Raw genomic sequence first — 12,895 nt, 5'->3', positions numbered from 1 at the left:
TTTCCTTTCGTTTACAAGTCAGTTACATCCCACAAAAAGGGGGTGCTGTGTGCTATAGTTCTGGACGTGGTCAAAGAGGCATGCACTTTGATCGACTCTAAAACTGAATACCACATAAGTGGAATAATTAAAATTGCTCAATGTAGAGATATAGAGAAATGACTTGAATTTTGGGAGCAGGGAAAAACAGGAGGATTTACTTACTATGAAGAAAACGTTATTTTCATTGGCGACAGTCACAGCGATTACAGGAGTGGCAACAGGAAATGCAGAAGCGGGAGGATACAGTGAAGGACAGAACAGCACTGTAAACAATACGGAACAGGCGGCAGCTTCGGCAGTTTCAGAGTATGAAAGCTATTCATATTCCTATGATGAAAATGGATATACTTATTCCTATGGAGACCAGGCTTCCGAGGAAACGCAAGATGCAACATATGAAGCACCGGCTGTGCAGGAAGAAGGACCGGCAGTCGAGGAATATAACGCCCCGGCAGCACCTGCGCCACAGGCTGCGGAATATGAAGAACCATCAGCACCGGCACCTGCTGCCCACACAGCAGCTTCCGCTGCGAACTATTATACCGAAGGAGACTGCACATGGCACGTATATGAGCGTCTGAACGAAATGGGAATATCCATCGACAGTAGCTGGGGCAATGCATCCAACTGGGACAGTGCAGCCCTTGGTTCGGGGATGACCGTGAGCAATTCACCATCAGCCGGAGCAATCATGCAGCTTGATCCAGGCCAGGGCGGCGCCGGCGGCATGGGACACGTCGCTGTCGTTGAAGCAGTCAATGCCGACGGCTCCATCCAGGTTTCAGAAATGAACTGGAACGGCGGATTTGGTGTAGAATCGACGAGAACGATAAGCGCGGCCGCTGCTGCGTCATATGATTTCATAAAATAAAATAATTTGTTTCGGCCGTCATCACCTCCTGAATATGAGTGATGGCGGCTTTCTTTTGTCTTCGATCTCGAAACGATAATAAGGCAGGGCGTTCTCCGGCCTTCGATCGCGAAACGACAATAAGGCAGGGCGTTCTCCGGTCTTCGATCGCGGATCGATAATAAGCGGAAATACGCTCTTATCATCGAAATGAAATCGGCAATCAGACGAATAATCACTCTCAAATAACCGCAAAAACGCGGTTTACATAATAATCTCATATGTAATCTTGCGGCACCGGGAACGGCACGAAAAATATATGCAACACTGTATAACCCTGTCATGCCGGACGCTCCGGCCTTTCATCTGAATTGTCTCATCTTTTACAGCGCATTTCAGTTTTTTTCGTTTAGGTTACAAGTGGGTTACAAAGAGGCAAATCATGTTTTATGTGTGCTATAGTTTTAATCGTGGCCGAAGGGAGATCCCTTTCAGGACTATTTGCAAACTGAATATCAATTGAATAATCAATAATAAAATTTACCCAATCAAGGGACATAGAGAGACAAGAGTTGCGTTTTGGGGCAAGGAAAATTAGGAGGACATTTATTTATGAAGAAGACGTTATTTTCGATAGCGACGGTTACAGCATTGACGGGAGTGGCAGCAGGTAATGTGGACGCTGCGGCATACGGCGGCGGAAACGACAGCACGGCGGATTACTCCGGGCAGTCGAATTCAACTTCAGTATCGAATTATGAGAGCTATTCTTATACTTATGATGCAAATGGGTACGATTATTCATACGGCAATGAAGCTTCCGGAACTGTGGAAACTGAACAGTCCTATGAAGCACCGGCACCTGCGGTCGAAGAAGAAGCACCTGCGGTCGAGGAGTATGATGCACCGGCTGCACCGGCTCCGGCTGAAAGCACAAATGTGTCAGGCGGCAATGCGGCATCCGTCGCCCAGTCTGTAGCGGCGGGTAAATCCTACGTATACGGCGGAAACTCCGCAACAGCGGTGGACTGCTCAGCCCTGACCCAGCAGTTCATGAAACAGTTCAGCGGCAAGGATATTCCGAGAACTGCTGCGGAGCAAAAAGCGGCGGGTACACCGACTTCCAACCCACAGCCGGGTGACCTCGTATTCTTCAATGATGGGTCCCATGTGGGCATCTACATCGGCAACGGCCAGATGATCGATGCACTGAACCCTTCTGAAGGTGTCGGCGAGCGTGCTGTAAGCTACGTAAGCGGCACAGTGGACGGCTACTTCACTTACTAATACCGGTATTTAGAAAGACTGGCATCCTGCACATTGTGCAGGATGTCTTTTTGTGCGCGAAAAACTGAATACTTAGGGCACTTGTGTTAAAATGGTTGAAATAATAGAGTTAGGTATGTTGTATCCATGAAAAAGAAAAATATCATCATAATAATTGCACTCGCGGCTTTCTTCATACTGGTCGGCGCGGGTATACGGGCGGTGCTCAATGTTTCGGATGAGCGGCTCGAGCAGCAGTCACTCGAGACGCTGCAGAGTTCGGAGGGCCGGGACAACCACCATGCCGTGGGACGGAACATCCTTGACGGGGAATTCACCGGGGTGATCAACGACAGCGGATCGTTGCATGAAACGATCACATCCAATGAGGTCACGGTGGTCAATTTCTTCGCCTCCTGGTGTGATCCATGCCGCCGGGAGACGCCGGAGCTGATCGAATATCAGGCATCCCGCGGCGGCGGGTCACTTGATGTCGTCGGCATCAACATCGACGACAGCGACAGCAACCGGGATAAGTTCCTCGAGGAATTCGGGGTTACATATCCGGTCTACGAGTTCTCAGATGAGCCCGCGGCAATCGAATCATACAAGATCCATCTGATGCCGACGACATTCTTCGTTGACAGTGAAGGCACGATTGTACGCGCCTATATCGGCGAGGTCGGCACGGACTTGATAGACAGCTATGTCAACTATGTGAAGGAGGAGTCATAATGGGTGTACATCAGTATTTTAAGAGCCTGAACGACCTTGAGAAGCTGGTCCGCTGCCCGGGGAAGTTCAAGTACCAGGAACATAACGTCGCCGCGCATTCCTTCAAGGTGACGAAAATCGCCCAGTATCTGGGGACAGTCGAGGAATACCACGGCAATGAGGTCAACTGGAAGGACCTTTACGAAAAGGCGCTGAATCATGACTATCCCGAAATCTTTACGGGGGACATCAAGACACCGGTGAAATACGCGTCGGGCGAACTCAACATGCTGTTCATGGAAGTGGAGGAGACGATGACCTCGCGCTTCATCGAGGAGGAATTCCCGGAGCAGTATCAGGAGATCTACAAGCGCCGCCTCAAGGAAGGGAAGGATGAGACGCTGGAAGGGCAGATCCTCTCCGTGGCGGATAAGATCGACCTGCTGTATGAATCGTTCGGGGAGATACAGAAACGGAACCCGGAACCTTTATTCTTCGAAATATATGAAATGTCGCTCGTGACGATAAAGAAATTCTCGCATCTGGCATGTGTGCAGGATTTCCTCGAAAACATACTGTCGGATATTCTGAAGGAACGCTTCATCCCCCGCACGGAACTCATGGAAATCACCGAATCGATAATGGACAGGGAGATATAGAGCCAGTGGATCTTTACTGGTATATGATGGCCATGGTCGTACCGGCTGTGACCGTCGTGTTCTTCACCCGCATGACACGGAACAAATACGTTGCGGTAATATTGACGTTCATCATTTTCGGCGTTTCCATATACCGGGGATTCTATCCTTCCGAGTGGGTGATTTTCATCGACTCGCTGTCGATTGTCATCGGCTACATGCTTGTGGAATTATATAATCTGGATAAAGTGGAAGACGAGTAGAAATAACCGAACAAATGTTTGTTATTTCTATTTTTTATTTGGTAGAATGATAAAGTACAGAATAAAATGGGGGGAAGAGAATATGGCACAATTTGAGATCGTCTCTAAATTCGAACCCGCCGGCGATCAGCCGAAGGCGATCAGGGAACTGACCGAACAAATACGTTCCGGCAACCGCCACCAGACGCTGCTCGGTGCGACGGGCACCGGCAAGACATATACGATGAGCCAGGTGATAAAGGAAATCGGCAAGCCGACTCTGATCATCGCCCACAACAAGACGCTGGCAGGACAGCTGTACAGCGAATTCAAGGAATTCTTTCCGAATAACAGGGTAGAGTACTTTGTAAGCTACTATGACTACTATCAGCCGGAGGCATACGTCCCGCAGACCGATACATTCATAGAGAAGGATGCACAGATCAACGAGGAGATCGACAAGCTGCGCCACTCCGCAACGAGTGCACTTTTCGAACGTGATGATGTGATCATCATCTCATCCGTCAGCTGCATCTACGGCCTCGGTAATCCGGAGGAATACAGGGAGATGGTCGTGAGTGCGCGCGTCGGCATGCAGATGGACCGCAATGAATTCCTGCGCCAGCTGGTCGACATACAGTACACACGGAACGACATCGATTTCAAGCGGGGGACGTTCCGCGTGCGCGGCGACATCGTCGAAGTGTTCCCGGCATCGGAAGATGAACAGTGCATCCGTGTGGAGTTCTTCGGGGATGAGATTGACCGCATCAGGGAGGTCAACTACCTGACGGGTGAAGTGCTCGTCGAGCGCGAGCATACTGCAATCTTCCCGGCCTCCCACTTCGTCACGCGTGACGAGAAGATGAAGGTGGCTATCGAACGCATTGAAAAGGAACTTGAAGAACAGCTTGAGAAACTGCGTGCGGACGAGAAACTCCTCGAGGCGCAGAGGCTCGAACAGCGCACGAACTATGACCTTGAAATGATGCGGGAGATGGGATTCTGTTCAGGCATCGAGAACTATTCCGTCCATCTTACGCTGAGGCCGATGGGGTCCACACCCTATACGCTGCTTGACTACTTCGATGATTTCCTCATCATGATCGATGAATCCCACGTCACACTGCCGCAGGTCCGCGGCATGTACAACGGGGACCAGGCGCGTAAGCAGGTGCTCGTCGACCATGGCTTCAGGCTGCCGAGTGCTCTCGACAACCGGCCGCTGCAGTTTGGCGAATTCGAATCCAAAGCACAGCAGCTGCTCTATGTGTCGGCCACACCGGGCCCTTATGAACTTGAACATACCGAGAAGATGGTCGAACAGATCATCCGGCCGACGGGACTTCTCGATCCGGAAATCGATGTCCGGCCGAGCGGGCATCAGATCGATGACCTGCTTGAAGAGATCGTTGCCCGGGCCGAGAGGAACGAGCGGGTGCTGATCACCACACTGACAAAGAAGATGTCGGAGGATCTGACGGATTATCTGAAGGAGGCGGGTGTCAAAGTACAGTACCTGCACTCTGAGATAAAGACGCTTGAACGCATTGAAATCATCCGGGATCTGCGCATGGGGACATTCGATGTGCTCGTGGGGATCAACCTCCTGAGGGAAGGGCTCGACATTCCGGAAGTGTCGCTGGTTGCGATACTGGATGCGGACAAGGAAGGGTTCCTGCGCTCCGGCCGCTCCCTCGTCCAGACCATCGGGCGCGCGGCGCGTAACAGCGAGGGCAAGGTGATTATGTACGCGGACAAGATTACGGATTCCATGCGCTATGCACTGGATGAAACCGCGCGCCGCCGCGAAACGCAGATGGCGTTCAACGAGGCGCACGGCATCACACCGACGACCATCACCAAGGAGATCCGCGATTCCATCAGCGCCGAAGTGGAGATCAAAGAGGATGCACACAAGGAAGACGTCAAGCCGTCCAAAAAGATGACGAAGAAAGAACGCGAAAAGACCATCGAACAGCTGGAGAAGGACATGAAGCAGGCTGCAAAAGACCTCGATTTCGAAACGGCCTCGGAACTGAGGGATGCATTATTCGAACTGAAAGCAGAAGGGTGATTCAATCGTGAGAAATACTCATATCAGCATCAGAGGTGCGAAACAGCACAACCTGAAAGACATAAATGTGGACATCCCGAGGGACAAGCTGGTCGTCATGACCGGCCTGTCCGGATCCGGCAAGTCTTCACTCGCCTTTGACACGATCTACGCAGAAGGACAGAGGCGCTATGTGGAGTCGCTCAGTGCATATGCCAGACAGTTCCTCGGCAACATGGAGAAGCCGGATGTGGATTCGATCGAGGGCCTGTCGCCCGCAATTTCCATAGATCAGAAGACGACGAGCAACAACCCGCGTTCGACCGTCTCGACAATTACCGAAATCTATGATTACCTGCGCCTGCTCTATGCCCGCGCGGGTACACCTTACTGCCCGATACATGGTGTTGAAATCACATCACAGACGATCCAGGAGATGACGGACCGGGTGATGAAGCTGCCCGATCGGACAAAAGTGCAGCTGTTTGCGCCGGTCATCCGCGGCAAAAAGGGCCGGCATGAGAAACTGCTCGAAGATCTGGGCAGGGAAGGCTACGCCCGCGTCGTCGTGGACGGCGAGATGCATGACATCGAAGCGGTGCCGGAGTTGAACAAGAACAAAAAGCACAATATCGATGTCGTCATCGACCGCCTGGCAGTGCGCGAAGGTGTCGAGGCACGGCTCAGCGACTCGCTTCAGACGACGCTTGACAAGGGGAACGGCAACGTCGTCGTCAACGTGATCGACGGCGAGGATTTGCACTTCTCCGAGAATTTCTCGTGTCCCGAGTGCGGCTTCACGATATCCGAGATGGAGCCGAGGCTCTTTTCCTTCAACGCTCCGTACGGCGCCTGCCCGGATTGTGACGGGCTCGGCATGAAGATGGCCGTCGACGAGCGCCTCGTCGTGCCTGACGCCGGCCTGACGCTCGAGGAAGGGGCGCTCCAGCCATGGCAGCCAATCAGTTCCAACTACTATCCGACGCTGCTGCGCCAGACATGCGAACATTTCAACATCGATATGGATGTGCCGTTTGAAGAGCTGCCGGCGCCGGACAGGAAGCTTGTGCTGCACGGTTCAAAAGGGGAGACCGTCGACTATGTGTTCAAACAGGACAACGGCGTCACCCGCCGCAGGACGATGCCGTATGAAGGCATCATCAACAACATCGAACGCAGGTACAAAGAGAGTCCTTCCGAATATACGAGGGATGTAATGAGCAGGTACATGCGCGAAATCACATGCAAGACGTGCGACGGCTACAGGCTGAACGAAGAGGCGATGGCCGTAAAAATCGACGGCAGGCATGTGGGCGAGGCGGTCGACCAGTCCGTCAGAGAGGCGCTGGATTTCTTCGAATCCCCTTCCCTCTCGGCACAGAACAGGCAGATCGCCGCGCCGGTACTGAAGGAGATCAACGAGCGCCTGCTGTTTTTATTCAACGTGGGGCTGGATTACCTGACGCTGAACCGACGGAGCGGGACGCTCTCGGGCGGGGAGGCGCAGCGGATCAGGCTGGCCACCCAGATCGGCTCACGCCTTTCCGGTGTGCTCTATATACTGGATGAACCGTCGATCGGCCTCCATCAGCGCGACAACGACCGCCTGATCGGGACGCTCAAGAGCATGCGGGATATCGGCAACACGCTGATCGTCGTCGAGCACGACGAGGATACGATGCTTGCGAGTGACTACCTCATCGATATCGGCCCCGGTGCCGGCGAGCACGGCGGACGGATCATTTCCCAGGGGACGCCCGGGGAAGTGATGGAGGATGAGAACTCCATCACCGGCCAGTATCTGAGCGGCAGGCGGGAGATTCCGCTCCCTGAAGAATACAGGAAGCCGGACATGTCCCGTGCACTGGAAGTGCGCGGCGCCAGGGAGAACAACCTCAAAAATGTGAATGTCAAAGTGCCGCTGTCCGTGCTGAATGTGGTGACGGGGGTTTCCGGCTCCGGGAAAAGCACACTGATCAATGAAATCCTCTACAAGGGTCTGCATACGAATCTCTACAAGTCCAAGCAGATCCCTGGTGAGCACAAGGAAATCAGGGGTGCGGAAAACATCGAGAAGATCATCGACATCGACCAGTCGCCGATCGGACGTACGCCGCGGAGCAATCCGGCGACATACACCGGCGTCTTCGACAGCATCCGCGATGTGTTCGCCCAGACGAATGAAGCAAAGGTCCGCGGCTATCAGAAAGGCCGCTTCAGCTTCAATGTCAAAGGCGGCCGCTGTGAAGCCTGCAAAGGCGACGGCATCATAAAGATCGAAATGCATTTTCTGCCGGATGTATTCGTACCATGTGAAGTGTGCGACGGAAAACGTTATAATAGAGAGACACTGGAAGTGAAATACAAGGACAAAAGCATTGCGGATGTCCTGGCGATGACCGTCGAGGAATCCTATTACTTCTTTGAAAACCTGCCCAAGATCAAACGCAGGATAAAGACACTGCTCGATGTGGGTCTGGGATACGTCAGGCTCGGACAGCCGGCAACGACGCTGTCAGGCGGTGAGGCACAGCGCGTCAAGCTCGCGTCGGAACTGCACAGGCGCTCCGACGGCAAATCGCTCTATATACTGGATGAGCCGACGACCGGCCTCCACTCGGAGGACATAAGGAAACTCATCGACGTCATCCAGCGTCTCGTGGATAACGGGGATACGGTCATCGTCATCGAGCACAACCTGGATGTCATCAAAGTGGCGGATCATATCATCGACCTCGGCCCGGAAGGCGGGGACGGCGGCGGCACGATCGTCGCAGCCGGCACTGTCGGGGACGTGATGGCGGAGCCGCAGAGCTATACGGGGTATCACCTAAAAAAATGGTTGGAACGAAACCATCAGGAGGTTTGAAATGGACAATAAAGACCGCATACTGAAAATGCTCGAGGAAGGCAAGATCAGTTCCGAAGAAGCCATCAGGCTGATGGAGGCGATGGATCGGAAAGAGGACGGGGGACAGCAGGAACGAAAAGATGAACCGGACGCCAGGCACTCAAACAGCCAGACCGGCCGCAGCACCAAGTCATCCGGCAATTTCGCGAGTGCCTCGGAGGCCTGGGACCAGCTCGTCGGCGAGTTCCAGAAGTACATCAACCCAGACAAGGCGAATGAAACATACAGCAACGTCAAAAATAAATTTGAAAACCAGAAGTACGCCTCGCAGGTGTTCGGTTCGCTTGAGAAGGCGTTCGACAGTGTCAAAAATTCAAACATCGACTCCATGTTCTCCTCAGGCGGCAAGAACCGTCTGATCGAGACCGTCGATGAAGACTTCTCCAACATTTCCGTGGACATGACCAACGGCAACATCACCATCGTGCCGACGGACAGGGTGACGACGGCGAAATTCGAAGTGACGTCCTTTTACCGCAAGCTGGACAAGAAACGCAACTATTTCCAGGACATCATCTGCGAAGTGAAGAACAACGAGCTGATGATCGTCTCGGATATCCGCTCGGCACGGGTTAATGTCGAGCTGCAGGTCAACCCCGCGCTGGTCAACCGGCTCATCGTCTCAAGCTCCAATGGCAATGTGACGGTGGAAAACGAGGAGTTCAGCGATTTGACCGTGGACATACTGAACGGCAGCATCACCCTTGAGAATGTTTCTGCAAAGAGTGCGTTCGCAAGGACGTCCCGCGGCAATGTGAAAGTCGAAGGCGGCGGATACGGGGCGCTCGAACTCGTCTCCATGGTCGGCACGGTGGACACCGACAGGCTGAATGCGAAAGATCTGACGGTATCATCCAACGGCTCTGTCAACCTGTCGCTCAAAGAGGAGACGGAATCGGCTTCCATCAACACGAACATGGGGAGCATCAATATCAGCGTGCCGAAGGACCGCGCGCTGGAAGGCAGGATAAGCACCGTGGTGGGGCAGCTGAATTACCCGCCGGACATCAATGTGAGGTTCATGAAGCATCAGGATATCGGACTGAAGGAGCTCATGCTTGTCAATGATACAGATGAGCGCGGAATGATCCTCGAAGTCGGCACCAAATTCGGCAGTGTGACACTCCACCGCCATTAACAGGATAAACGGACTCTTGGCCCGGCCGGCGCAATTACGGCCGGGCCGTTATTTATGCTGTCACAGGCCCGACATATACATTAAATTATCATTTCATTCCATTTCGGATGATTGAAAATACACATGCATTTCTTTATAGTTGAATTATTAAAGAGCCGAGGTGACGATATGCTCACAGTAGAAGCATTGGTAGATACATTTGACCTGACGGTCAAAGCCGGAAAAGACGGTCTCGGCAAAGAGATCGTCAACATAGACGTTTCACGTCCCGGCCTGGAAGTGGCGGGATATTTTTCACACTATTCATCCGACCGTGTTCAGGTCCTCGGGATGAGTGAGACTTCATTCTTTGAAAGGATGCTGACGGATGAGGAGCGCGAAGACCGCTGCAAGCGGCTCTGCCGCAGGGAGACGCCCTGCATCATCATCACCCGCGGCCTGTATGCGCCGCTTGAGCTGATCGAAGCGTGCAATCAGACGCAAACCCCATTGCTCATCACAGAGGACAATACGACGAACTTCATCGGCAGGGTCTCCAATTTCCTGGAGAAGGCGCTGGCTCCGGAAACAAACCTGCACGGCGTGCTTGTCGACATATACGGTATCGGCGTGCTGATCACGGGTGAGAGCGGTGTAGGCAAGAGTGAGACCGCCCTTGAACTCGTCAAAAACGGCCACAGGCTGGTGGCGGATGACAACGTGGAAATCAAGCAGGTGAGCAAGAACGTGCTGATGGGCTCGGCCCCTTCACTGATCCGGAACCTGCTCGAGATCCGGGGCCTGGGCATCATCAATGTGATGACCCTCTTCGGAGCGGGGAGCATACTCGAGGAAAAACGGGTCATGCTGAACGTCAACCTTGAGCCCTGGGAGGCGGGCAAGACGTATGAACGACTCGGTCTCAACCAGGAGAAGATAAAGATCCTCGATACGGAAATCGACCAGAAGACGATTCCGATCCGTCCGGGACGGAGTCTCGCCGGCATCATCGAAGTAGCTGCAATGAACCACCGCATGCAGTACATGGGATATAATGCGGCAGAGGAATTCAACGATCGGCTGAATGCACAGATCATGGCAGACGGCCGTCAGGGGGGACAGCAATGATATTCAGCACCACTCCGCTCAGTCCGGTTGCACTTGATCTGGGCCCGCTCGAAATCCACTGGTACGGTATCATCATCGCCGCGGGCATGCTGCTCGGATTCTATCTTGCAGATCGTGAGGCGAACAGGCGCGGCCTCCCGGAAGGCATGTTCATGGACCTGATGTTCTATATCATCATATTCTCCATCATCGGAGCGAGGCTGTACTATGTCATATTCCAGTGGGAATACTACAGCAGCAACCCGATTGACATCATCATGATCAACGAAGGCGGCATGGCAATCCACGGCGGTCTGATCGGCGGGGCTCTCGCCGGTTTCATATTTTGTCGTGTGAAGGGCTACAGCTTTTTCAGGATAGCGGATATTGCCGCGCCCAGCCTGATTCTCGGGCAGGCCATCGGCCGCTGGGGAAACTTCATGAACCAGGAGGCGCACGGCGGTGAAGTGACACGGGGGTTTCTCGAGTCCCTCAGACTTCCGGAGTTCATCATCAACCAGATGTACATCGACGGCGCCTACTACCATCCGACATTCCTGTACGAATCACTGTGGAATCTGCTCGGTTTTGTCATCCTCCTCATGCTGCGGCCGAAACTTAAAGTGGGGCAGACGATCCTGCTCTATCTCATCTTTTATTCAGCAGGCAGGTTCTTCATCGAAGGAATGCGCACGGACAGCCTGATGATCGGCGACGTCCTCCGCACGGCACAGGTCATCTCGATCCTGCTCATCGTTTTGGCAGCTGCAGTGTGGATCTACCGCGAGATGAAATATGACCTGCCGAAATACGGCAGTGTACAGGGCATATACGGCCCCGGGGGCGCTGAAGCCGCCCGGGGGAAAAGAAAGCAGGCCGGTCAGACGGTCAAGAAAAAGCAGGGTCACAAAAAGGGTAAAAACCGTAAAAAAGGGAGATAGCGATGAGAAGGCTCGAGATCACAAAAGCAGGGAAAGTCAATCCGCTGTGGAATATGTACAGGACCATCTCCAGGTTCAAAGTGATAAAAAACTTCATATTCATCGAGCTCGGACGCTACGCACCTTCCACAAAGATCAAGCATGTACTGTACAGGAAGGCGCTCGGCATGAAGCTCGGGGCCAACGTATCCCTCGCATTCCGTGCCATGCCGGATCTCATGTACCCTGAGCGCATCCATATTGGCAAAAATAGTATAATCGGGTATAATACAGTAATATTGACCCACGAATATCTGGTCGACGAATACCGCATCGGTGATGTGAGGATCGGCCATGATACGATGGTGGGTGCGAACGTGACGATTCTGCCGGGTGTGGTGATTGGAAATCACGCGGTTGTCGGTGCAGGGGCCGTCGTTTCAAAAGATGTCCCCGACCATTCAACCTGCTACGGGAACCCGCTTGTTATAAGGAGCAGGAATGATGAATGACAATAGGAAAGTAATCCCCTTCAACCAGGGTGGAGAGTTCCATTTCAATCAGGGGATGAAAAAATCAGGACAAAACAATAAGCATGATGCTCTGAGGAGTTTCCAGAAGGCGATTGAACTCGAGGGGAACAATCTTGCGTACCTGTCCCAGTATGCCTATCTTCTTGCTGAGGTGGGCCGCGGGACGGAAGCCGAACATATTCTGATCAATGAGTTCATTCAGCATCAGTACGATGCTGAATTTTATTTTATACTGAGCCAGCTGTACATCATCATGAATGATCCCAACAAGGCGTTCCTCTTCGGTGTGCAGTATGTGAAGCATGAACCGGACTCCGGGTATGATGAAGAGCTCGAAAACATGTTTGAAGTGAGCATCGATGATGAGGAGGAAGTGGAGAAGGAGGCGGTCCGGTTCACCGGCCAGCACCTGTTCCAGCATCTCTTCATGAATGCCCGCATCGAAGAGGCGCTCGAGCTGCTTTCCACACTGCCGGTGGACATACAGGAGGAGCGGGAG

Annotated in this window: 11 protein-coding genes and 1 pseudogene; all 12 read left to right on the top strand. The window is 53.0% G+C overall.

The genetic code is table 11. From position 1 onward, the window contains the following. The first annotated feature begins 205 nt into the window (after window positions 1-205). Window positions 206-913, top strand: coding sequence for a CHAP domain-containing protein (locus WN59_RS07030; RefSeq protein ID WP_052747330.1), 708 nt, complete (start codon window positions 206-208; stop codon window positions 911-913). Between the two features lie 591 nt (window positions 914-1,504). Then, on the top strand, window positions 1,505-2,179 hold the full coding sequence (locus WN59_RS07025; protein WP_046514941.1) for a C40 family peptidase: 675 nt from the start codon (window positions 1,505-1,507) through the stop codon (window positions 2,177-2,179). 126 nt (window positions 2,180-2,305) lie between these two features. Continuing rightward, window positions 2,306-2,893 (top strand): redoxin family protein, encoded by a 588-nt coding sequence (locus WN59_RS07020; RefSeq protein ID WP_046514940.1) that lies wholly within the window; start codon window positions 2,306-2,308, stop codon window positions 2,891-2,893. After that, entirely contained in the window at window positions 2,893-3,531 is a 639-nt protein-coding gene (locus WN59_RS07015) for a YfbR-like 5'-deoxynucleotidase (protein WP_046514938.1), read from the top strand. The genes WN59_RS07020 and WN59_RS07015 overlap by 1 nt, the downstream gene beginning before the upstream one ends. Window positions 3,532-3,536: 5 nt before the next feature. Next, a complete protein-coding gene (locus tag WN59_RS07010) occupies window positions 3,537-3,773 on the top strand; it encodes a CsbA family protein (RefSeq protein WP_082099213.1) in 237 nt (78 codons plus the stop codon). Between the two features lie 82 nt (window positions 3,774-3,855). After that, a complete protein-coding gene (uvrB, locus tag WN59_RS07005) occupies window positions 3,856-5,829 on the top strand; it encodes an excinuclease ABC subunit UvrB (RefSeq protein WP_046514936.1) in 1,974 nt (657 codons plus the stop codon). A 7-nt stretch (window positions 5,830-5,836) separates the two neighbouring features. Next, window positions 5,837-8,677, top strand: coding sequence for an excinuclease ABC subunit UvrA (uvrA, locus tag WN59_RS07000; protein WP_046514934.1), 2,841 nt, complete (start codon window positions 5,837-5,839; stop codon window positions 8,675-8,677). A gap of 1 nt (window position 8,678) precedes the next feature. After that, window positions 8,679-9,857 (top strand): DUF4097 family beta strand repeat-containing protein, encoded by a 1,179-nt coding sequence (locus tag WN59_RS06995; RefSeq protein ID WP_046514932.1) that lies wholly within the window; start codon window positions 8,679-8,681, stop codon window positions 9,855-9,857. 168 nt (window positions 9,858-10,025) lie between these two features. Beyond that, window positions 10,026-10,964: an HPr(Ser) kinase/phosphatase gene (gene hprK, locus WN59_RS06990; protein ID WP_017547890.1), complete on the top strand. Its 939-nt coding sequence runs from the start codon at window positions 10,026-10,028 to the stop codon at window positions 10,962-10,964. Beyond that, window positions 10,961-11,884 (top strand): prolipoprotein diacylglyceryl transferase, encoded by a 924-nt coding sequence (gene lgt / locus WN59_RS06985; RefSeq protein WP_046514929.1) that lies wholly within the window; start codon window positions 10,961-10,963, stop codon window positions 11,882-11,884. The genes hprK and lgt overlap by 4 nt, the downstream gene beginning before the upstream one ends. A 2-nt stretch (window positions 11,885-11,886) precedes the next feature. Continuing rightward, the gene (locus WN59_RS06980; RefSeq protein ID WP_046514927.1) at window positions 11,887-12,375 is read left to right on the top strand and encodes an acyltransferase; all 489 of its coding nucleotides are present in this window, start codon (window positions 11,887-11,889) and stop codon (window positions 12,373-12,375) included. Further along, window positions 12,368-12,895: pseudogene (locus tag WN59_RS06975) on the top strand (tetratricopeptide repeat protein); the annotation flags it as partial. The gene WN59_RS06980 and the pseudogene WN59_RS06975, both read left to right, overlap by 8 nt.

Origin of the sequence: Salinicoccus sediminis (genome assembly GCF_000986795.1) — a bacterium.
In the GTDB taxonomy this organism is placed as follows: Bacteria; Bacillota; Bacilli; order Staphylococcales; family Salinicoccaceae; genus Salinicoccus; species Salinicoccus sediminis.
This window is presented reverse-complemented; position numbering and strand designations above follow the sequence as displayed.

What these genes read in the sequence shown, in the direction of transcription:
- WN59_RS06995 (WP_046514932.1), top strand. Translation starts at nt 8,679, where the DNA reads ATGGACAATAAAGACCGCATACTGAAAATGCTCGAGGAAGGCAAGATC.
- WN59_RS07025 (WP_046514941.1), top strand. Translation starts at nt 1,505, where the DNA reads ATGAAGAAGACGTTATTTTCGATAGCGACGGTTACAGCATTGACGGGA.
- hprK (WP_017547890.1), top strand. Translation starts at nt 10,026, where the DNA reads ATGCTCACAGTAGAAGCATTGGTAGATACATTTGACCTGACGGTCAAA.
- WN59_RS07020 (WP_046514940.1), top strand. Translation starts at nt 2,306, where the DNA reads ATGAAAAAGAAAAATATCATCATAATAATTGCACTCGCGGCTTTCTTC.
- uvrB (WP_046514936.1), top strand. Translation starts at nt 3,856, where the DNA reads ATGGCACAATTTGAGATCGTCTCTAAATTCGAACCCGCCGGCGATCAG.
- WN59_RS07015 (WP_046514938.1), top strand. Translation starts at nt 2,893, where the DNA reads ATGGGTGTACATCAGTATTTTAAGAGCCTGAACGACCTTGAGAAGCTG.
- WN59_RS06980 (WP_046514927.1), top strand. Translation starts at nt 11,887, where the DNA reads ATGAGAAGGCTCGAGATCACAAAAGCAGGGAAAGTCAATCCGCTGTGG.
- lgt (WP_046514929.1), top strand. Translation starts at nt 10,961, where the DNA reads ATGATATTCAGCACCACTCCGCTCAGTCCGGTTGCACTTGATCTGGGC.
- WN59_RS07030 (WP_052747330.1), top strand. Translation starts at nt 206, where the DNA reads ATGAAGAAAACGTTATTTTCATTGGCGACAGTCACAGCGATTACAGGA.